Genomic DNA, 21,509 nt, shown 5'->3' with positions numbered 1-21,509 from the left:
GACGTGACCGAAACAGCGGCACTTGGGGGCCGCCGGACGCGTCGGCCGAGGAGTGATCCATGCGCCCTGCCCGTCCGCTGGCCGCCGCCGCGTGCGCCCTCGCCCTCACGGGCCTCGCCGCGGCCCCGGCGCGGGGCGGGGACGGCGGCGGCACCACGCTCTCCCCCGCCGCCGTGGAACCGGGCGACCCGGTGACGCTGCGCACCGACGGCTGCGGGACGGGCACCGCGACGGGCGACGCCAGCGCGGTCGGCGCGGGCGCGGTCGCCCTGGCGCCCGGCGACCGGGGGGAACCCTGGACCGGACGGTTCGAGGTGCCGCCCTCCGCGCAGCCCGGCACCTACGAGATCGCCGTGCGGTGCGCGGACGGCACGCTCCGGACGGTGGACCTGGCGGTGGTGCTGGACGGGGCGGCGGCCCTCCCCGCGCATCCGCGGGGACACGTGGACACGGGGGTCGGCGGCGCCCTGGGCCCCGACCCCGCACGGACCGCGGCGGGCGTGGCGGCACTGGCCGTCGCCGCCGCGGGCGGTACCTGGCTCCTGCATCGCCGGGCGAGAGGCGACGGGATCTGACGGACGGACTCCGCCGTCCGACCGGTACCGCCAGCCGCTCCCCCTCCGGTCCCGCGGCCCCTCGCCGGGGCCGGAGGGGGCAGCGAAACGGTTTCAGCGACCCGAGGGGGACCGTCATGCGCACACCCGCCCGCCGGGCCGCCGTCCGGCTCCCGTCGTCCCGCGCCGCCCGGCGGCGCGGGGACGCCCTCATAGCCGGGGGCACCGCGCTGGCCCTGGCCGCCGGGGTGTGGCTGCTGGGCGGCACCGGCGCCCCGCCGCCGCAGCCGTCCGCCGCGCAGTCCGCCCGCGCGCTGCCGGGGGACGCCGGACGGACCGCCGCCGCGCTGCCCCCGTCGCCGCCGGACCGGGTGCGCATCCCCTCGATCGGGGTGGACGCCCCGCTGACGGGTCTGCGGCTGACCGCGGACGGCGGCCTCGACGCGCCGCCGCCCGACCGGCCCGGGCTGGCCGGGTGGTACGAGGCGGGGACCACCCCGGGCGAGCGGGGGACGGCCGTCGTCGCGGGACACGTCGACAACGCGGCCGGGCCCGCCGTGTTCTACCGGCTCGGCGCGCTGGAACGGGGCCGGACCGTGGAGATCGACCGCCGGGACGGCACGGTGGCCGTCTTCACGGTGACCGCCGTCGAGGTCCACCCGGCCGACGACTTCCCCGACGAGCGGGTCTACGGCCCCGCGCCCGGCCCGGAGCTGCGGGTCATCACCTGCGGCGGCCCGTACTCCGAGCGGACCGGGTACACCGGGAACGTGGTCGTCTTCGCCCGGCTGACGGACGTCCGCTGAACCGCGCCGGGTCGACGGCCATCCGCGCGCCCACCGGAGCGGACCGGCCGGGTGGGCGCCGGGCCGCCCGGCGAAGCGCCCCGCCGGGGACCGGACCGGGCCCGGGGCCGGGCCACCAGCCGCCCACCGGACCGGACGGTGTCCACCGGACGGATCGCACCGGAGACCGGGCCGGGTCGGACGTGCGGGTCCGCACCGGGCCGACGGCCACCCGCTCGCGCCCGGCGCACGGACGCCCACCGACCCGGACCGGCCGGGCGTCCACCGCACCGGACCGCCGGAACGGCCACCGGAGACCGGACCGGGCCCGGCCCCGTGACGACGCGCTCCTGACCTGAGGCGGCCCCACCGGACGTCCCCGTCGGCGGACGGGCGGAACACCCGGCACCGACGGCCGGACCCACGGCGCGGGGGTCCCGGCCGCCGTTAGCCGTCCCGCCGCCCTACCGGACCCAGGGCCGGTCCGCCAAGCACCACCGGACCGACGGTGCCACCCGGCCGGTGGACACCCACCGACCGGACCGGGCCGGATCGCACCGGGTCAGGCCAGGCCGGGCCAAGGCGACCGCAGCGCACCCCACCCGCACCCGCAGGCCCGCCGGACCGGGCTGACGGACGTCCGCCGGGCCCGGCGGACGGAGATCCGTCCCGGACGGAGATCCGTCACCGGGCCGGGCGGGCGCGCGTCAGCCGGGAACACCGCCGCGGACCGACCGGGAGCCGACCCGGCCGGGGCCGCCGCTCCCGCCCGCCGGGCGGGAGCAGCGTCAGCTCAGCCGGGAGGCCTCGAACACCGCGCGGGCCTCCGTCGCGTCCAGCCGGGCGCCGATGTCCTGGAGGACGGAGGTGCCGGTGCGCAGCAGTCCGTTGGCGCGGGCGTGCCGGGCGCCGGTGTCGAGCCGGTGCCACAGGAAGGGGTTGTCGGCGAGCACCTTGGGGTCGACCTCGGCCCGGTTGCCGAGGGCGTCCCGCAGCACCAGCCGGGGCTGGAGGCCGTCCCCGTGCCGGACGGAGACCAGCAGATCGGTGGCGACCCGGTGGGTGCGCCACAGGCCCCGCACCGCGAGCCAGCCGGGCCCGGCGGTGACCAGGGGCGGGTGCAGCACGGCGTACAGCAGCAGCGAGAGGGCCGCCCAGAGCGCGGCGCGCGCCACCGTGAGGCTGCCGTTGCCCGCGTCCACCAGGCCGATCAGGGCGAGCAACGCGAGCGCGCAGCACACGGCGTCCCGCCGGTCGGTGGCCCAGCGGCGGTCGGCGGCGACGCGGGGGGCGTGGTCGGGCCCCTGGCGGGTGGTGACCACCGGGTCGAACGCCACCCAGTCGAGCGCCCCGCCGCGCCCCCGGTGCCCCGCGCAGCCGGGGCAGGCCCCGGGGTCCGTGACGCCCGCGGTGCCCGTGGTGCCGTCGTCGGGGTCGTCGCCTTCTTCGTCCTCGTACGAGGTCCTGTCAGATCCCATGCAGGGCACGGTAGAACGACGGCACGGGCGCGTCAGCGGGATTGACGGTTCGCTGACCCACGGGCGCCCAGCCTTGACGAGCCCATGACGGAACGGAAGGCGCGGCGGGCCCGGTCAGCGGCGCCGTCAGGGGGTGGGGGCGGCCGGGGGCGGCGGCCCGGACCCGGTCGCCGGTTCCGGGCCCGGCCAGGTGACCCCGGTCAACCGGACGGACTCCTCCCACAGCCGGGCGGAGGCGCGGTCGTCGGTGGTCCACCGGGCGCGGCGGGCCGGTCCGGGGGCGCCGCGCCAGCCCAGCAGCCGGGGTCCGGTGAACGAGTCGGGCCGCACGCCCGGGGCGGTGGCCGCGTACAGGGTGGGCAGCGCCCCGGCGGCGGCGCTCTGCGCGACGAGCAGGTTGCCCAGTTCGAAGAGGCGGGCCGAGACCCGGCTGCCCCGCATCCGGGGGGCGGCGGACTGGAGGTTGGTGCGGGCGTACCCGGGGTGCGCGGCGGCGGCGACGGTGTCGGCGCCGTGGGCGGCGATCCGCCGGGCGAGTTCGTGGACGAAGAGCAGGTTGGCGGTCTTGGAGCGGCTGTACGCGGTCCAGCGGTGGTAGCCGCGTTCGCCGTTGAGGTCGTGGATGTCGACGTTGGCGGTGTGGTGCATGAGGCTGGAGACGGTGACGGTCCGGGCGCCGGGGGTGGCCAGCAGCAGCGGCGCCAGCCGGACGGTGAGCGCGAAGTGGCCGAGGTGGTTGACGCCGAACTGGGTCTCGAAGCCGTCGGCGGTGAGCCGGTGCGGCAGCGCCATCACCCCGGCGTTGTTGATCAGCAGGTCGAGGCGGTCGTGGCCGTCGAGGAAGGCGTCCGCGAACGCGCGGACGGAGTCCAGGGACGCCAGGTCGAGCGGGGCGCACTCGATGTCGGCGCCGGGGGCGGCGGCCCGCAGCAGGTCCCGGGCGGCGGCGCCGCGCGCCTCGTCGCGGCAGGCCAGCACGGTCCGGGCGCCGCGCCGGGCGAGCGCGCGGGCGGTGTGCAGGCCGATCCCGCTGTTGCCCCCGGTGACGACGGCCGTACGACCGCTCTGGTCGGGGATGTCGTGCTCGCTCCAGCCGTCCATGACGGTGCTCCTCGTGAGGTGACGGGGCTCCCGTCGCGGGGCCACCGGCGGGACGCGCCCATCGGAGCCTGCCCCGGGCCGTGGCGGACCACTCCCCCGCGCGGCCGTCCGGTCCAGGAACGGACGTACGGACCCGGGGGCGGCGACGGTCGACGACGGCGGGGCGCGAACGGGTGCGGGCGGGCGTACGACCGGTGCGCGCCGGTACACGGGCGGCCACGCGCCCGGCGGGCGGAACGGGCGCCGGTGCGCACGCGCCCCGTGGACACCGGTCACCGTCTCCCACGGCGGCGACCGTGACCGTGACGACGCCAACGGCGGGAGAACGGGCGCCGCCCCGCGCGCCCGGGGCCGGGGCGCCGGAGGAGTCCCGGGGAAGGGGGACTCCTCCGGTCGCCGCCGCCGGGCGCGCGGGGCGGCACCGGCCGGGGCGGCGCCCCCGCACAGGGCGCGGCCCCGGTGGTGGACCGGGGCCGCCACCGGCCGGTGAGGGGTGACCGGCGGCGGCCCCGGAGCCGGGGAGGGGGTCAGCGGTGGTCGCTGCCCTCGGACTCGTCGGCGGCGCGGGCGGCCTCCAGCCGGGCGACGGGGATCCGGAACGGCGAGCAGGACACGTAGTCGAGCCCCACCTCGTGGAAGAAGTGCACGGACTCCGGGTCGCCGCCGTGCTCGCCGCAGACCCCGAGCTTGAGGTCGGGGCGGGTGGCCCGGCCCGCCCGGACGGCGTCCCGGACCAGCGCGCCGACGCCGTCCTTGTCGATGGTCTCGAAGGGGGAGACCCCGAAGATGCCCTTCTCCAGGTACGCGGTGAAGAAGCTGGCCTCCACGTCGTCGCGGGAGAAGCCCCACACGGTCTGGGTCAGGTCGTTGGTGCCGAACGAGAAGAACTCGGCGGCCTCCGCGATCTGTCCGGCGGTGAGCGCGGCCCGGGGCAGCTCGATCATGGTGCCGAGGGCGAGCTTGAGGTCGACGCCACGGGCCCGCTCGACCTCGGCGATGACCCGTTCGGCCTCGTCCCGGACGATCTCCAGCTCCTGGACGGTGCCCACCAGCGGGATCATGATCTCGGCCCGGGGGTCGCCCTTGGCGTCGCGGCGCTCGGCGGCGGCCTCCGCGATGGCCCGCACCTGCATGGCGAAGAGTCCGGGGATGACGAGTCCGAGCCGCACCCCGCGCAGTCCGAGCATCGGGTTCTGCTCGTGCAGCCGGTGGACGGCCTGGAGCAGCCGCAGATCGTTCTCGTTGGCGTCCTGGCGGGACTCCGCGAGCGCGACCCGCACCGACAGCTCGGTGATGTCGGGGAGGAACTCGTGCAGCGGAGGGTCCAGGAGCCGGACGGTGACGGGCAGGCCGTCCATCGCCTCGAACAGTTCCACGAAGTCCCGCTTCTGCAACGGCAGCAGCCGTTCCAGGGACGACTCGCGCTCCTCGTCGGTGTCGGCGAGGATCAGCCGCTCGACGTACTCGCGGCGCTCGCCGAGGAACATGTGCTCGGTGCGGCAGAGCCCGATGCCCTGGGCGCCGAACCGGCGGGCGCGCAGCGCGTCCTCGGCGTTGTCGGCGTTGGCGCGCACCCGCAGCCGTCGCACCCGGTCGGCGTAGGCCATGATCCGGTGGACGGCGACGACGAGTTCGTCGGCGTCGTCGGCGCCCGCGTGCATCCGGCCCTCGAAGTACTCGACCACGGGGGACGGCACCACGGGCACCTCGCCGAGGTACACCTTGCCGGTGGAGCCGTCGATGGAGACGACGTCGCCCTCCTCCACCACGATCCCGCCGGGGGCGGTCAGCCGCCGCCGCTTGGTGTCGACCTCCAGTTCCTCGGCGCCGCAGACACAGGTCTTGCCCATGCCCCGGGCCACCACGGCGGCGTGCGAGGTCTTGCCGCCGCGCGAGGTCAGGATGCCCTCGGCGGCGATCATGCCGTCGAGGTCGTCGGGGTTGGTCTCGCGGCGGATGAGGATGACCTTCTCGCCGGAGCGGGACCACTTGATGGCGGTGTACGAGTCGAACACGGCCTTGCCGACGGCGGCGCCGGGGGAGGCGGCGATGCCCCGGGCGATCCGGTCGACCCGGGCCTCCTCGTCGAACTTGGGGAACATCAGCTGGGCGAGCTGGGCCCCGGTGACCCGCTGGAGCGCCTCCGGCTCGTCGATGAGGCCCTGGTCGAGGAGCTGGGTGGCGATCCGGAACGCGGCCCCGGCGGTGCGCTTGCCGACCCGGGTCTGAAGCATCCACAACTTGCCGCGCTCGATGGTGAACTCGATGTCGCAGAGGTCCTTGTAGTGGTTCTCCAGGGTCTCCATGATCCGCATCAGCAGCTCGTAGGAGTCCCGGTCGAGCTTCTCCAGCTCGGCGAGGGGGACGGTGTTGCGGATGCCCGCGACGACGTCCTCGCCCTGCGCGTTCTGGAGGTAGTCCCCGTAGACGCCCTGCTGTCCGCTGGCCGGGTCACGGGTGAAGGCGACGCCGGTGCCGGAGTCGGGGCCGAGGTTGCCGAAGACCATGGAGCAGACGTTGACGGCGGTGCCGAGGTCGTGCGGGATGCGCTCCTGGCGGCGGTAGAGCTTGGCGCGGTCGCCGTTCCAGGACTCGAAGACGGCCTTGACGGCGAGGTCCATCTGCTCGCGGGGGTCCTGCGGGAACTCCCGTCCGGCCTCGGCGCGCACGGTCTTCTTGAAGCGCTTGACGAGCTTTCTGAGGTCGGCCGCCGCCAGGTCGGTGTCGTCCTCGACGCCCTTGGCGGCCTTGGCCTCCTCCAGCGCCTCCTCGAAGAGTTCGCCGTCCACGCCGAGGACGGTCCTGCCGAACATCTGGATGAGCCGCCGGTAGGAGTCCCAGGCGAACCGCTCGTCCCCGGCCTGGGCGGCGAGCCCGAGGACGGACGCGTCGGAGAGGCCGATGTTGAGGACGGTGTCCATCATCCCGGGCATGGAGAACTTGGCGCCGGAGCGCACGGAGACCAGCAGCGGGTCGTCCGGCTGGCCGAGCCGCTTGCCCATCCGCTCCTCCAGGGCGGCCAGATGGGCGGAGACCTCGTCACGCAGTGCCGCGGGCTCCTCGCCGCTGTCCAGGTAGACCTTGCACGCCTCGGTGGTGATGGTGAACCCGGGGGGAACGGGCAGTCCGAGGTTGGTCATCTCGGCGAGGTTCGCGCCCTTCCCGCCGAGCAGGTCCTTGAGGTCCTTGTTGCCCTCAGTGAAGTCGTAAACGAACTTCGCTACCTGAGGCCCTTTGTTTTCCGACACGGGTTCGACTCCCCAAGGACTCGTTGACTGCCCTGACGGCGAGGAACATACCCAGATCAAAGGCTTCTCGGTACGTCCACCTGACTGTCATACGGCCGCAACCACTCTTCCGCCAGCAGATCGAAAGTCTTCCGAGGGCGATCGTCAACCGCTCCCGCGTTCACCTCTTGAAGCCAGCGAAACCTGAACATGACACAGGAAGCTCAAATGAGCGGCTGCATCGACATTTGATTTCAGACACTGAAAGAGGGCGGCGTGACACTCAGTGCCACCCCTTCTGGAAGTAGATTCGCTCATTCGAGCACACCACCTCTCAGGGGTGGCGAGAATCACGTCACCCTCCCGGGCGCGTTCCACCATCCGGACGGCGCGCGGAGGGGGTGCCCGTCCGGTCCCGGCCGCACCCCGCGGACCCGGCCCCGGTAATTCGCTGGCACCCCGTCCGCACCCGGCCCCACCCTGGTGCCCGTGACAGAACCCGAACCCCCGTACCGGATCCGTGCCCGCCACACGGCCTCCACGGTCACCGTCTACCAGGCGTATCCGCCGGAGATCGGGGTGCCCGCGGCCCGGGACGGCCGCTTCCCGGAGACCTGGCGGCGCAACCGGATGACGTGGATCAAGCCGTCGTTCCTGTGGATGATGTACCGCTGCGGCTGGGGCGCCAAGGAGGGCCAGGAGACCGTCCTCGCCGTCGAGATCACCCGGGACGGCTTCCTCTGGGCGCTGGAGCGCGCCTGTCTGACGCACTACGCGCGCGGACCGCACACCGACCGTGCCGACTGGCGGCGACGGCTGGAGCGGGCCCCGGCCCGGGTGCAGTGGGACCCCGAACGGGACCTGCGGCTGAACCCGCTGCCGCACCGTTCGCTCCAGCTCGGGCTGACCGGCGAGGCCGCGCACCGCTACGCGGACGAGTGGATCGTCTCCGTCGCCGACGTCACCCCGCTCGCGCACCGGGTCCACGCCCTGGTGCGGGACGGGGAGACGGACGCCGCCCGGCGGCTGCTGCCCGAGGAGCCCCCCTACCCGGTGCCGGACGGACTCCTGGACCACCTGCGGTGAGCGGCGGCGGAGAGCTATGGCGGAGCTGCGGCAGGGAGCTACGGCGGGAAGGCGACGGGCTTCCGGGGCCGGACGCGCGGGCGGGGCCGGCGCGGGGGCCCGGCCGTCCTCGACGGTCGGGCTCCGGCGGCGGCCCCGGCGGGTGCCCGGTCTCAGGTGGCCAGCTCGCTCAGCGTCACGGGGAGGCCGTCCCGGGGCACCGGCAGCGTGGAGAAGTCGAGGTCCCAGTTGTAGTCGTCGGGGACGGACCAGGCGCGGGAGCGCAGCAGGCAGTGCATGACCGCCTTGGCCTGGAAGCCGGAGAAGTGCCGTCCCATGCAGGTGTGGATGCCGCCGCCGAAGGGGAACCAGGCGTACGGATGGGTGATCTCGGTCTGGCGCTCGGGCGCGAACCGTTCGGGGTCGAAGCGCTCCGGGTCGGGCCAGTGCTCGGGCATGTGGTGGTTGGTGTGGATGGTGAGGCTGACCAGGGAGCCCGCCGGGATGTGGTAGCCGAGGACCGCCGTGTCGCGCACCGCGACCCGGGGCAGCAGCGGCACCGGGGCGCACAGCCGCAGCGACTCCCGCATCACCAGGTCCAGCGAGCGCAGCGAGTCCAGTTCGGCGGTGGACGCCTGCCCGGGGCCGAGGGCCAGCGACTCGGCCCGGCAGCGTTCCTGCCACTCGGGGTGGCGGGCGAGGTGGTAGGCCATGGACATCAGGGTGATGGTGGAGGTGTCGTGCGCGGCCATCAGCATGAAGATCATGTGGTTGGCGATCTCGGCGTCGCTGAACCGCTCGCCCTCGTCCGACTCGATGGTGCACAGCGCGGCGAACAGGTCGTCGCCCCCCCGGGCCCGTTTCTCGGGGATGTGCCGGACGAAGAAGTCCATCAGCTGCCTGCGCGCCTTCAGACCACGGCTCCAGCGCAGCCCCGGCACCGGGATGCGCACGACGGCGAGCCCCGCGCGCACCGCCTCGGTGAAGGCCCGCTCCACCCGGCGGGTCTCCCCCACTCCCAGCTCCAGGCCGACGAAGGCGTCGATGGCCATGTCGGTGGCCAGCCGCCGGAAGAGCGGCAGCAGGGTGTGGCGGCCGGGCCGCCAGGAGGCCACGCCCTTCTCGGCGTTCTCCTGGACCCGGGCCAGGTAGGACACCATCCGGTCGCGGGTGAACGCCTGTTGCATGATCCGGCGGTGGGCCAGGTGTTCCTCGAAGTCCAGCAGCATCAGGCCCCGGTCGAAGAACGGGCCGATGAAGAAGTCCCAGGCCGGACCGGAGGCGAACGCCTTGTCCTGGTTGGTCAGGACGACCTCGGCGGCCTCCGGCCCCTGCACGGTGACCAGGGGGCGGCCGAGGAAGTTCCCCCACGAGACCGGGCCGTAGCGTTCCATCCGGTCCCGGTGCAGCCGTACCGGGTCGCGCATCATGTGCAGCGCGTACCCCACGTACGGCGGGCCCGGGTCCCCCTGCACCCCCGAGAGGCCGCTGCCTTCCGGCACGGGGGCGAGAAGTCGCGGTTCACTACGAGTCATCGGAAGTCCTTCCGTTTCCACGCGGCGGGCCCCCCGGTCCTGCCGGAGCGCCAAGGGCGAAGCTCCGAAGCGCCAAAAGCTCCGTGGAGCCCAACCGCCCCGCACCGCCCGGGGTCACGCCCGTAATCAGGTCCACCGGACAGATGAGCGTTCCGTGCGCCCCACGCACCCTTGTGTGCCTCTGTGTGCACTTGCGTGCGCTTGCGCGCTCTCACGTGTCCCGTGTTTCCGGCCGCGCCCGTTTCGTTCCACCCGATTCCCGTCCGCCACCCCTCCGTTTCCCCTTCCCTCCCGCTGTTCCCGTCTCCTTCCGGTTGCTTCCGGTGGGGCGGGCGGGGTGGCGCGAAACGCGTGGGCCGGGGGCGTACGGACCCGGGCGGGGGGCGCGCACCGGGAGTGTGAAGCGCACCCGGAACCGCCCCACGGTCACCGCGTCACCCTGTTAAATGGGCTCGCCCGGCCACACCCCCCTCCGTCCGGCGCGCCCCGTCCCGTGTGCCCCGCCGCGCTCCGCCACGTGCGGCGGCCCGGTGGCGGGCCCGGCACCCGTGCCGGTGCCGGGCGGGGTGCCCGTGCCGGTCCGGACGAGGGCATGAGGAGCGAGCCGATGATGACCGATCCGCGTCATGTGCTGGTGCACGTCGGGGCGTTCGTCTCCGTGGGCCCGGGCGGTGACATCGCCGGGGTCCACACCACGGGCGCGCCCGACGGACTCTTCGTCCGCGACGCCCGGCACCTGAGCCGCTGGCAGCTCACCGTGGACGGCACCGTGCCCTGGGTGATCTCCCCGGTGGGCCCCGGGGACACCGCCCGCTGCGCGCTGGTGCCGCGCGGTGACCTGCGGGAGCCGCCGTCGGTCACGGTGCTGCGCGAACAGGCGCTCGCCGAGCAGGGACTGGTGGAGTCGCTGCGGGTGGTGAGCAACCGTCCGGTGCCCACCGGGGTCCGGCTGGCGCTCACCGTCGACGCCGACTTCACCGACGCGTTCGAACTCCGTCAGGACCACCGCACCTACACCAAGACCGGGGCCGTGCGCACCCGGGAGACCACCGACGACGGCGTCGTCTTCGGCTACCGGCGCGGCGACTGGGCGTCCCGTACCGAGGTGGTGTGCGCGCCCGCGCCGGACGCCGTCGAGGAGACCGGCACCGGGGCGCGGCGGCTGGTGTGGACGCTGGAGCTGCCGCCGCACGGCTCCACCGAGCTGCTGCTGCGGGTCGCCGCCCGCCCCCACGGCGGCCCGCCGACCGTCCCGCTGCCCACCGCGCCGACCGAGGCGGCCGGTGAACTCGACGCGCTGCGCCAGGAGTTGACGCGCGGACGGCCGGTCCCCGAGCTGCGGGAGTGGCCGGAGCTGGCGGACGCCTGCGCCCGGGGGCTCGCGGAGCTGGCGGTGCTGCGGGTGCGGGCCGAGGGCCCGGACGGGGAGGCGCTGCGGGTACCGGCCGCGGGCGTGCCCTGGTTCTCCGCGCTGCTCGCCCGGGACGCCCTGCTGACCTCGCTGTTCGCCCTCCCGTACCGGTCCGCCCCGGCCGCCGCGACGCTGCGCGCCCTGGCGGCCACCCAGGCGCCCGCCGGGGAGGCCCGGGGGGACGGGCCGGACCGGTCCGCCGCCGAGCCCGGCAAGATCGCGCACGAGGTGCGGCACGGGGAGCTGGCGCACTTCGGCCAGGTGCCGTACGGGCGCTACTACGGTTCGGTGGACGCGACCCCGCTGTTCCTGGTGCTGCTCGGCGCGTACACCGAGACCACCGGGGACCCGTCCCTGGCCCGGCGGCTGGAGCCGCACGCGCGGGCCGCCGTCGGCTGGCTGCTGGACCACGGGGGGCTCACCGCGCACGGCTACCTGGTCTACCGGGCGGACGAGGGCGGGCCCGCCAACCAGAACTGGAAGGACTCCCCCGGCGCGATCTGCCGCGCCGACGGCACCCCCGCGACCGGTCCGGTGATGGCGGCGGGCGCCCAGGGGTACGCGTACGACGCGCTGCGCCGGGCGGCCGGTCTCGCCCGGACGGTCTGGGACGACCCCGGCTGGGCCCAGCGGCTGACCCGGATCGCGGACGGGCTGCGGGACCGGTTCCAGCGGGACTTCTGGCTGGCGGACCGGGCCTTCCCCGCGCTGGCGCTGGACGGCGACGGCCGCCCGCTGGACGCGCTCGGCTCGGACGCGGGGCACCTGCTGTGGTCGGGACTGCTGGACGAGGAGCGCGGGCGGGTGGTGGGGCGGCGGCTGCTGGCGCCCGACTTCTTCTCCGGCTGGGGGGTGCGGACGCTGGCCACCGGGCAGGACGCGTACCACCCGCTGTCGTTCCACCGGGGCTCGGTGTGGCCGCACGACAACGCCGTGGTCGCCCTGGGGCTCGCCCGCTACGGGCTGCGCGAGGAGGCCCGGACGGTGGCGCGCGGGGTGCTGGGCGCCGCGCGGGCGGGCGGCGGACGGCTGCCGGAGGTGCTGGCGGGCTACTCCCGGCAGACCCATCCGGTGCCGGTGCCCTACCCGCACGCCCGGGTCCGGGAGTCCCGCGCGGCGGCCGCCCCGCTGGCGCTGCTCACGGCGGTGGGCGGCGGGACGTAGCCCCCGGGGCCGCAGGGCCGCAGGGCCGCAGGGCCGCAGGGCCGCAGGGCCGCAGGGCCGCAGGGCCGCAGGGCCGCAGGGCCGCAGGGCCGCAGGGGCGGGAGCCCGCCCTGGCGGGCACACGGGCGGGCTCGGCCCGGGCACACGGGCGGGCCGGGGGTCGCGCGCCCCGGTCCCGGGTGCGGGCGGCGGGCGCGGGGGCAACCGTCCGAGTACGGCCGCAGGAGTGCGGCCGGGTGGCGGCCACCGCCGGGCGGGGGCGGCCGGGTGGCCTCAGCCGCCGGAGGTGTCCAGTTCGGCGTCCTCGCTGACGCCCGCGCAGTCGTAGGGGTCCCGCAGCCAGCCGTCGGGGAGCACCACCCGGTTGTTGCCGGAGGTGCGGCCCCGGGGGCCGTCGGCGCCGAGCGGCCAGGGCTGGGCGAGGTCGAGTTCCGCGAGGCCCTCCTCCAGCTCCGCGAGGGAGGAGGTGATCGCGAGCCGCTTACGCATCTCGGAGCCGACCGCGAAGCCCTTGAGGTACCAGGCGACGTGCTTGCGGAAGTCGATGACGCCCCGGGACTCGTCCCCGAGCCACTCCCCCAGCAGGGTCGCGTGCCGGACCATCACCCGGGCCACCTCGGAGAGCGGGGGCGCGGCCCGGCCGCCGGTGCCCTCGAAGGCGGCGACGAGGTCGGCGAAGAGCCAGGGGCGGCCCAGGCAGCCCCGGCCCACGACGACGCCGTCGCAGCCGGTCTCCCGGACCATCCGCAGGGCGTCGTCGGCGGACCAGATGTCGCCGTTGCCGAGGACCGGGACCTCCGGCACGTGCTCCTTGAGGCGGGCGATGGCGTCCCAGTCGGCGGTGCCGCCGTAGTGCTGGGCGGCGGTGCGGCCGTGCAGGGCGATCGCGGTGACGCCCTCCTCGACGGCGATCCGTCCGGCGTCGAGGTAGGTGAGGTGGTCGTCGTCGATGCCCTTGCGCATCTTCATGGTGACCGGGAGGTCCCCGGCCCCGGTCACCGCCTCGCGCAGGATCGCCCGCAGCAGGTTGCGCTTGTACGGGAGCGCGGAGCCGCCGCCCTTGCGGGTGACCTTGGGGACGGGGCAGCCGAAGTTGAGGTCGATGTGGTCCGCGAGCCCCTCCTCCGCGATCATCCGGACGGCCTTGCCGACGGTCGCCGGGTCCACCCCGTACAGCTGGAGGGAGCGCGGGGTCTCGCTGGCGTCGAAGCGGATGAGCTGCATGGTCTTCTCGTTGCGCTCGACCAGGGCCCGGGTGGTGATCATCTCGCTGACGAACAGCCCCTTGCCGCCGCTGAACTCCCGGCACAGGGTGCGGAACGGCGCGTTGGTGATGCCCGCCATGGGGGCCAGCACCACCGGGGGGAGCACGGTGTGCGGGCCGATGGCGAGGGGGGTCGCGGGGGCGGCTGCGGGCGCGGGGGAAGTCATCGCGGATTCGACCATCGAGGGGGACGGGGACACGGGCATCCCCCATTGTCGCCCACCGGAGGGCGGGACGGGGTGTTTAGTGAGTCTCACTACTGAGTGGTGGGGGCTGGCGCAAACCCGCCAGGACGGCCGGACCGGACCGGCCACCTCCTCCCCTGGCCGCTGGCTCTCCGGCTCCACCCTTCTGACCTGCACGGACGCCGTCCGGCACCGGTCCCGGGAAGCGGGTTCCCGCCGGACCGATGAGTTTCCGGCCGTTCCCCGGTCCCCCCTCCTGACCGATGATCGGACGGGCCCGGTACACCTGGCCCAGGACAGACGAGGACAGGGAGCGGCACGATGGCCGACCTTCAGAGCGAACTCCGCGACACCGTGGACCGGCTGGTGGCGACGGACGCCGAACGGGGCCTCCAGGTCGCCGTCCACCACGGCGGCGAGCTGATCGCCGAGGCCGTCGCGGGGCTCGCCGACCCGGCCACCGGGCGCGCGGTCACCCCCGCGACCCCGTTCTACAACTTCTCCGTCGGCAAGGGCGCCACCGCCACGCTCGCCCATCTCCTCGTCGAGCGGGGCGTGTTCGGCTACGACACCCCGGTCGCGGAGGTGTGGCCGGAGTTCGCCGCCCACGGCAAGGAGGGGGTGACCGTCCGCCACGTCCTGACGCACACGGCAGGCGTCCCCGGCATCCCCCTGGACACCACCGTGGAACAGCTCTGCGACTGGGACCACATGTGCGCGGCGCTCGCCGACGCCGAGCCCTGGTGGGAGCCCGGCACCAGGATGGGCTACCACGCCTACACCTTCGGCTACCTCATCGGCGAGATCGTCCGCCGGGCCACCGGCCGCACCCCCTCCGAGGCGCTGCGCGCGGAGATCACCGGGCCGCTGGGGATCGCGGACGAGCTGTACTTCGGGATGCCCGTCACCGAGCACCACCGGCTCGCGGTGCTGGAGGACGTGCCCTCCGGCTTCGACCTGAGCCAGCTCCCGCCGGACACCCCGATGCTCAAGGCCGGACCGCTCCACACCTTCCCCGACGCCGCGTTCGGCGGTCGCGCGGACGTCCTCGCCGCCGACATCCCGGCGGGCGGCAAGACCACCGCCCGGGCCGTCTCCCGGATGTACGCGGCGCTGCTCGGCGAGGTGGACGGGGTCCGGCTGTTCACCCCCGAGCGGCTGGCGGAGGCCACCCGGGAGGCGTTCAGCGGCCCGGACGAGGTGTTCGGGATGCCCAGCACCTGGGCCCTCGGCTACGGCCTCGGCTCCCTTCCGCCCGCCGCCGGGGCCGCGCCCCGGACGACCGTCTTCGGCATGGGCGGCGTGGGCGGCGGCTTCGCCTGCGGGGACACCGCCACCGGGGTCTCCTTCGCGGTCACCAAGAACCGGCTGGGCACGGACTTCGCTACGGCTACGGAGATCGGCGCGCTGGTGCTCCGGCACACGGGCTGAGCTACGGAGCCCGTGCGCGGTCCACGGCCCTCAGCCGTGGGCCGCGAGCCCTCTGTCCAGGGTCCACACCGTGGCCTCCACACCCGAGGTGCGGGCGAGGTAGCGGTCCCGTTCGACGAGGATGTTGACGTCTCCGCAGCCGACTTTGTTGACGGCGTGCTCGACGAGACTCGCGCCCGAACTTCCTCCGCTGATCAAGGCGTTGAGGTGGGCGGCGTTCCACTCCACCTCGTTGAGGATCCAGGGCGCCTGCCCCGTCACCACCATGCGGAGCACCTCCGCGAACCGCTCCGCGACGGTCCGGCGCTGGTACCCGTCGGGAAGCTGGGCGATGTGGTTGCCGGTCTCGATCACCGCGGTCACCGGCAGCAGGAGGTCGACGCCGCGCGCCTCCTGCTTCCGCCGCAGTTCACCGATCACCCGCTCGTGGTCCTGGCACTTGCCGGGCACGCGCAGGAGGTTGCACAGGATCGACGTGTCGACGAACTCCACTCGGCGGGCCACGCGTCACCCGATCCCGAGCAGCCGGTTGAAGGCACCGTAGTCCCGCTCGCCGCGTTCCCCGGTGTGGATGCGTCCCTGGGTGACGGCCTCGCCGAGCGGTCCGGCCGCCATCGCCGCCGGATAGCCGTCGAGTCCCGTCAGCCGGGCCAGGGTGCTCAGTCCGGCCCCCCGGTCCCGGGCGCACACCACGACCCCCTCGTGGTCGGTGTTGTCGAGTGCCGTGAGGAGAGCGGGGCTGTGGGTGGTGATGAGGACCTGGGTCCCGTTCGCCGCGCTGGCGTCCCGCACCAGTTGGAGCACCTGGGACGCCTGGGTGGGGTGCAGCCCGTTCTCCAGTTCCTCCACGACCAGCATCAGGGACGGCCCCTCCGGGGCGCCGGGCGCGTGGTGGTGGGAGGATCCGAGGTCGAGCCCGCCGCCGCCGGTGAGCAGCGCGGTGGTGATCGCGAGGAAGCGGAGCATGCCGTCGCTCATCTCCCGGGCGGGCGTCAGGCCCAGCGGTCCCTCGTCGAGCGCGAGCATGACGTCACCCAGTTCGGACTTGGTCACCACCAGCCGTTCGATGTCGTGGTCGGCCAACTCCCTCAGCCGGTGCACCAGCGAGGCGAACAGTTCGGGGCGGGTCCGCTGGACGCCCCCCACCGCGGCGGAGAGGTTCTCCGCGGTGCGCCGGAGGTTGCTGTCCCTCGCCTGGACGTACTGGCGCATCAGATGGGGGACGGGGTCGAGGTGGAAGACGCCGACGAGCGCGGTCAGCATCGCCTCCGCGCACCAGACGCTCTCCCGCTCCCCCTCGGTCTCGCCCGCCACCCGGCCCGGGAGCTGGGACGTCAACAGCCGCGAGGCACGGAACGGGCCGCTCGGGTTCCGGCCGGGTCTGCCGTTGTGCCAGGACGCCTGGACGTCCCCGTAGTGGGGGCTCGCCTCACCACTGACCAGGATGTCCCGCCGACCCAAGGCCGTCGGCCCGGACAGCTTCTCCTCGACGATCATCACCTCGGGCTCCACCTGGATCGTCACGTCCAGGTCGACGGGCCCGTTCCCGGTCCGCACCGTGCACCCCAGCGAGAACCGGTCGGAGCCGTGCGGGACGCATCCGGCGAGCCCTCCGCGCACCGGACCGGAGGAGCTGCGGCGGCTCTCCAGGGCTTCACCGATGTCCTCACCCCGGGCCAGCCGGGAGAGGACCTCCAAGCCGTCCAGGGCGTTGGACTTTCCGCTGCTGTTGCGCCCGATGAGCACGGTGAGCGGCGCGAGGGGGAACCGCTCGTCACGGAAGCTCTTGAAGGCGGTGAGGCGGACCTCTTCGATGGCCAGGTCAGTCACACCGCCAAGTTACCCCAGGCCCCGCCCCTTGGCCTGGCCTCCCGTTCCGGTGGCGCGGCTCCCTTCCGGCGGGCCGGTTCAGTGCGGGATGCCGTCGATCAGGTCGCGGGCGCCCTGGCGCAGCAACGCGACGGCGACGGAGGTGCCGAGGGTCGCCGGGTCGAGGCGGCCCGCCCACTCGTGGGCGTTGAGGACGGTCTTGCCGTCCGGGGTGAACACCCGCGCCTGGAGCGAGAGTTCACCGCTCCGGGAGGAGGCGTACCCGGCGATGGGGCTGTTGCAGTGGCCCTGGAGGACGTGCAGCAGCATCCGTTCGGCGGCGGCCTCCCGATGAGTGCCGGGGTCACCGAGGGCACTGACGGCCTCGATGACGTCCCCGTCGTCCTCGCGGCACTGGAGGGCGAGGATGCCCGCGCCGACCGGCGGCATCATCGTCTCGGGCGACAGCACCTCGGTGACCGCGTCGGCGCGGTCGATCCGTTCGAGGCCGGAGACCGCGAGCAGCAGCGCGTCGGCGGCGCCGTGGGCGAGCTTCTCCAGCCGCAGGTTGGCGTTGCCCCGGATCGGCACGCAGTGCAGATGCGGGTGGCTGCGGGCGAGTTGGGCGGTGCGCCGGACGGAGGAGGTGCCGATCCGGGTGCCCGGCGGAAGGGCGTCGAGGGTCAGCCCGCCGGGGTGGACGAGGGCGTCGCGGACGTCGTCGCGGGCGAGCATCGCGGCGAAGACGGTCCCGGCGGGCAGCGGACGGTCGGCGGGCACGTCCTTGAGGCAGTGCACGGCGAGGTCGGCCTCACCGGCGAGCAGCGCCGCGTCGACCTCCTTGGTGAAGGCGCCCTTGCCCTCGACGGCGGCGAGGTCGCCCTGCCACTTGTCGCCGGTGGTCTTCACCGGGACGACGGTCGTCGCCGTGTCCGGGTGGTGCGCGGCGAGGGCGGCGCGGACCCGTTCGACCTGGGCGAGGGCCATCGGGGAGTCGCGGGAGACGATGCGGATCAACTCGGGCGCGGACATGGGCACACCCTAGGGCCTGCGGACCCCCGGCACCGCCCGCTCCACGGGAGCCGGACCTCACGCGTCCTGTGCGTCCCGTGCATCCGGTGCATCCGGTGCATCCCGTACGTCTTGTGCGTCCTGTCCGTCTCGCGCGTACCCGTCGTCTCGTACGCCTTGTGCGCCTCGCGCGTTCCCTCCGTCCCGCGCGGTCGGCCCGGCTGGTGCGGTCGGTCCCGTCCGCCCCGGGCGGTCCCGTCCGCGCGGTCGGACCCGGTCCGGTCCGCGGTCGACGCGTCCCACGCGGTCCATCGCGGTCCATCGCGGTCCATGCGCCCTACCCGGTCCGTCGCTGTCCGTCGCGCTCCGTGCGGGCCGCCGTGGTCCGGCGCCGTCCCGTGGTGGTGGCGCCGGACGCGTGAACCCCGGCCCGCGCGGGTGGCGGGCCGGGGTTCACGGGAGTGCGGGGCGGACGGCGGCCTCGTCGGTCCGGGGGTCACCCGGGCGGCGCGGACCCGTCCGGTCCGGGGGACGGTCCCCGTGCCGGACGGGGACCGTTGTTCGTCCGGAGGGTTCAGCAGCCGATCAGACGGGCGGCCAGGTAGCCCTCGATCTGGTCGAGGGAGACCCGCTCCTGCTTCATCGTGTCGCGCTCGCGGACGGTGACCGCGTTGTCGTCGAGGGTGTCGAAGTCGACGGTGACGCAGAACGGGGTGCCGATCTCGTCCTGGCGGCGGTAGCGGCGGCCGATGGCGCCCGCGTCGTCGAAGTCGATGTTCCAGTGCTGGCGCAGCGCGGTCGCCAGGCCCTTGGCCTTCGGGGACAGCTCCGGGTTGCGGGACAGCGGCAGCACCGCGACCTTCACCGGCGACAGACGCGGGTCGAGCCGCAGGACCGCGCGCTTCTCCAGCTTGCCCTTGGCGTTGGGCGCCTCGTCCTCGACGTAGGCGTCGAGGAGGAAGGCCAGCATGGTGCGGCCGACACCGGCGGCGGGCTCGATGACGTAGGGGGTCCAGCGCTCGCCGGCCTCCTGGTCGTAGTACGAGAGGTCCTGGCCGGACGCCTTGGAGTGCGCGGAGAGGTCGTAGTCCGTGCGGTTGGCGACGCCCTCCAGCTCACCCCACTCGCTGCCGCCGAAGCGGAAGCGGTACTCGATGTCGGCGGTGCGCTTGGAGTAGTGGGAGAGCTTCTCCTGCGGGTGCTCGTACCAGCGCATGTTGTCCTCGCGCAGACCGAGGCCGGTGTACCAGTTCCAGCGCTGCTCCATCCAGTACTCCTGCCACTTCTCGTCCTCGCCCGGCTTGACGAAGAACTCCATCTCCATCTGCTCGAACTCGCGGGTGCGGAAGATGAAGTTGCCGGGCGTGATCTCGTTGCGGAAGGACTTGCCCATCTGGGCGATGCCGAACGGGGGCTTGCGGCGCGAAGTCTGCTGGACCTGGCTGAAGTTGGTGAAGATGCCCTGCGCGGTCTCGGGACGCAGATAGGCGATCGAGCCGCTGTCCTGGGTCGGGCCGAGGTGGGTGGCGAGCAGGCCGGAGAACTGCTTGGGCTCGGTGAACTGGCCCTTGTTGCCGCAGTTGGGGCAGTTGATGTCGGCGAGGCCGTTCTCGGGGAGACGGCCGTGCTTGGCCTCGTACCCCTCCTCCAGGTGGTCGGCGCGGTAGCGCTTGTGGCAGGAGGTGCACTCGGTGAGCGGGTCGGAGAAGGTGGCGACGTGGCCCGACGCCTCCCAGACCTCGGTGGCGAGGATCACCGAGGAGTCGATGCCGACGACGTCCTCACGGGACGTGACCATGTAGCGCCACCACTGGCGCTTGATGTTCTCCTTGAGCTCGACGCCCAGCGGCCCGTAGTCCCAGGCGGCGCGCTGGCCTCCGTAGATCTCGCTGCACGGGTAGACGAAGCCACGGCGCTTGCTCAGGCTGACGATGGTGTCGATCTTGTCGGCGGCCACGGTGCTCTCTTCATTACGACGGATGACGACGGATGACGACGGCGCGAAGCGAATGCTTCAGAGCGAATGCCCAAGGTTACGGGGCGGGCACGGGCCGGTCCAACTCCGGACGGCCGACTCCGGACGGGTGACGCGCGAGCCGTCGCGCGGGCCTCCCCGGCCGTCCCCGACCGGGGGCCGGGGGAGGAAGCGGAGGAGGGTCCGCCGGAGTGCGGGTGGGCGACGACCGGGGCCGGGCCAGGGGCGCCCCGGGGAGCGCGAAAACGGGGCACCTCGGGGCGGAGGTCTCGTTCGAGTGATCTGGGCGACAGAACGGTTTATTGACAATCGTTTCCAGTTTTGTTGAAAATGACAGTCATGAACGTACGACGTCTGATACCCGGCACCGCGCTCGCCGCCACCGCACTCCTCGGGCTGACCGCCCTGACCGGCTGCGGGGACGCGGGCGCGTCCGGGAAGGACGACGGCCGTCTCGACGTCATGGCGTCGTTCTATCCGCTCGGGTACCTCGTGGAGGAGATCGGCGGGGAACGGGTCAAGCTCACCACCCTCACCGAGCCCGGCCAGGAACCCCACGACCTGGAGGTCAGCGCCCGGCAGCGGGCCGCGATGGAGGAGTCCGACCTCGTCGTCTATCTGAAGGGCCTCCAGCCCGCCGTCGACGAGGCGGTCGGCCAGTCCGAGGCCCGCGCCAAGCTCGACGCGGCCACGCTCACCTCCCTGGAGAAGACCGGCCCCGGCGCCGGGGAGGAGCCCGCCCACGGAGAGCCCGGCCACGAGCACGAGGCGGGGGACGAGGGCGGCCACGGCGACGCCCATGGGGACGGCCACGAGGAAGGCGACCACGCCCACGAGGACGGTCACGAGGGCGGGGACGGCCACGCCCACGAGGAGGAGGCCCCGGAGGAGACCGGAGCCGCCGCCGGGGAGGACGGGCACGAAGGGCACGGCCACAGCCACGACGGCCCCGACCCGCACGTCTGGCTCGACCCGGTCCGCTACGCCGAGGTCGCCGAAGGCGTCGGCAAGGCCCTCGCGAAGGCCGACCCCGACCACGCCGACGAGTACCGCGACCGCGCCGACGCCCTGGTGAAGCGGCTGGACGCGCTGCACGAGGAGTTCGCGGAGGGGCTGCGCGACACCCGCACCAAGGTCTTCCTCACCACCCACTCCGCCTTCGGCTACCTCGCCGACCGCTACGGGCTCGTCGAGGAGTCGATCACCGGCCTCAGCCCCGAGAACGAGCCGAGCGGCGCCCGGATCAAGCAGCTCCAGCGGATCGCCGAGGACGACGGCGTCACCACGGTCTTCTACGAGACCATCGCCTCCGACCGCGCCGCCAAGGGCCTCGCCGACGACACCGGGCTGCGCACCGACGTCCTGGACCCCCTGGAAGGGATCACCGACAAGTCCCGGGGCGACGACTACTTCGAGGTCATGGACGCCAACCTCACCGCGCTGCGCACCGCGCTGGGCGCCGAGTGAGCCCGGCGGACACGGCCCGCGGCGAGGACGGCAACGACTCCGGGGAA

At 74.2% G+C, this 21,509-nt stretch carries 15 protein-coding genes; 6 read left to right on the top strand and 9 right to left on the bottom strand.

Features of this window, described 5'->3' with window-relative positions; genetic code table 11:
- Window positions 1-59: 59 nt before the first annotated feature.
- The gene (locus ACVWNX_RS24265) at window positions 60-575 is read left to right on the top strand and encodes a hypothetical protein (protein WP_454409883.1); all 516 of its coding nucleotides are present in this window, start codon (window positions 60-62) and stop codon (window positions 573-575) included.
- A 116-nt stretch (window positions 576-691) separates the two neighbouring features.
- Window positions 692-1,360: a class F sortase gene (locus tag ACVWNX_RS24260; RefSeq protein ID WP_454409881.1), complete on the top strand. Its 669-nt coding sequence runs from the start codon at window positions 692-694 to the stop codon at window positions 1,358-1,360.
- A gap of 767 nt (window positions 1,361-2,127) precedes the next feature.
- On the opposite strand, the gene ACVWNX_RS24255 is transcribed toward ACVWNX_RS24260, so the two are convergent.
- From ACVWNX_RS24255 to ppdK, 3 genes are all read right to left on the bottom strand, one after another.
- Window positions 2,128-2,817 carry a hypothetical protein gene (locus tag ACVWNX_RS24255; protein WP_454409880.1) on the bottom strand — a complete coding sequence of 230 codons (690 nt, stop codon included), beginning with the start codon at window positions 2,815-2,817 and terminating at the stop codon, window positions 2,128-2,130.
- 126 nt (window positions 2,818-2,943) lie between these two features.
- The gene (locus ACVWNX_RS24250) at window positions 2,944-3,918 is read right to left on the bottom strand and encodes an oxidoreductase (RefSeq protein WP_454409879.1); all 975 of its coding nucleotides are present in this window, start codon (window positions 3,916-3,918) and stop codon (window positions 2,944-2,946) included.
- 527 nt (window positions 3,919-4,445) lie between these two features.
- The gene (gene ppdK / locus ACVWNX_RS24245; RefSeq protein ID WP_454409878.1) at window positions 4,446-7,166 is read right to left on the bottom strand and encodes a pyruvate, phosphate dikinase; all 2,721 of its coding nucleotides are present in this window, start codon (window positions 7,164-7,166) and stop codon (window positions 4,446-4,448) included.
- A 468-nt stretch (window positions 7,167-7,634) separates the two neighbouring features.
- On the opposite strand from ppdK, the gene ACVWNX_RS24240 reads away from it, so the two are divergent.
- Window positions 7,635-8,231 carry a DUF4291 domain-containing protein gene (locus ACVWNX_RS24240; protein ID WP_454409876.1) on the top strand — a complete coding sequence of 199 codons (597 nt, stop codon included), beginning with the start codon at window positions 7,635-7,637 and terminating at the stop codon, window positions 8,229-8,231.
- 152 nt (window positions 8,232-8,383) lie between these two features.
- On the opposite strand, the gene ACVWNX_RS24235 is transcribed toward ACVWNX_RS24240, so the two are convergent.
- Window positions 8,384-9,745 (bottom strand): cytochrome P450, encoded by a 1,362-nt coding sequence (locus ACVWNX_RS24235; RefSeq protein WP_454409875.1) that lies wholly within the window; start codon window positions 9,743-9,745, stop codon window positions 8,384-8,386.
- Window positions 9,746-10,355: 610 nt separating this feature from the next.
- Between ACVWNX_RS24235 and ACVWNX_RS24230 the strand changes: the two genes are divergently transcribed.
- Window positions 10,356-12,320 (top strand): amylo-alpha-1,6-glucosidase, encoded by a 1,965-nt coding sequence (locus ACVWNX_RS24230; RefSeq protein ID WP_454414917.1) that lies wholly within the window; start codon window positions 10,356-10,358, stop codon window positions 12,318-12,320.
- Window positions 12,321-12,593: 273 nt separating this feature from the next.
- On the opposite strand, the gene dusB is transcribed toward ACVWNX_RS24230, so the two are convergent.
- Entirely contained in the window at window positions 12,594-13,751 is a 1,158-nt protein-coding gene (dusB, locus tag ACVWNX_RS24225; RefSeq protein WP_454414916.1) for a tRNA dihydrouridine synthase DusB, read from the bottom strand.
- Window positions 13,752-14,090: 339 nt separating this feature from the next.
- On the opposite strand from dusB, the gene ACVWNX_RS24220 reads away from it, so the two are divergent.
- Entirely contained in the window at window positions 14,091-15,200 is a 1,110-nt protein-coding gene (locus tag ACVWNX_RS24220; protein WP_454409873.1) for a serine hydrolase domain-containing protein, read from the top strand.
- Between the two features lie 30 nt (window positions 15,201-15,230).
- Here the strand turns inward: ACVWNX_RS24220 and ACVWNX_RS24215 are convergent, their stop codons facing one another.
- The 4 genes from ACVWNX_RS24215 to ACVWNX_RS24200 form a co-directional block, all read right to left on the bottom strand.
- On the bottom strand, window positions 15,231-15,704 hold the full coding sequence (locus ACVWNX_RS24215; protein ID WP_454409872.1) for a hypothetical protein: 474 nt from the start codon (window positions 15,702-15,704) through the stop codon (window positions 15,231-15,233).
- Between the two features lie 3 nt (window positions 15,705-15,707).
- Window positions 15,708-17,030, bottom strand: a complete 1,323-nt coding sequence (locus tag ACVWNX_RS24210; RefSeq protein WP_454409870.1) for an AAA family ATPase — start codon at window positions 17,028-17,030, stop codon at window positions 15,708-15,710.
- Window positions 17,031-17,108: 78 nt separating this feature from the next.
- On the bottom strand, window positions 17,109-18,047 hold the full coding sequence (hemC, locus tag ACVWNX_RS24205) for a hydroxymethylbilane synthase (RefSeq protein WP_454409868.1): 939 nt from the start codon (window positions 18,045-18,047) through the stop codon (window positions 17,109-17,111).
- 547 nt (window positions 18,048-18,594) lie between these two features.
- Window positions 18,595-19,977, bottom strand: a complete 1,383-nt coding sequence (locus ACVWNX_RS24200) for a glycine--tRNA ligase (RefSeq protein ID WP_454409866.1) — start codon at window positions 19,975-19,977, stop codon at window positions 18,595-18,597.
- 357 nt (window positions 19,978-20,334) lie between these two features.
- On the opposite strand from ACVWNX_RS24200, the gene ACVWNX_RS24195 reads away from it, so the two are divergent.
- Complete coding sequence (locus ACVWNX_RS24195; protein ID WP_454409865.1) at window positions 20,335-21,462, top strand: metal ABC transporter substrate-binding protein; 1,128 nt, start codon at window positions 20,335-20,337, stop codon at window positions 21,460-21,462.
- Window positions 21,463-21,509 lie beyond the last annotated feature (47 nt).

This window comes from Streptomyces sp. JNUCC 64 (assembly GCF_054484115.1).
Note: the sequence above shows the minus strand (reverse complement) of the source record. Positions and strands in the feature narration are given on the sequence as shown.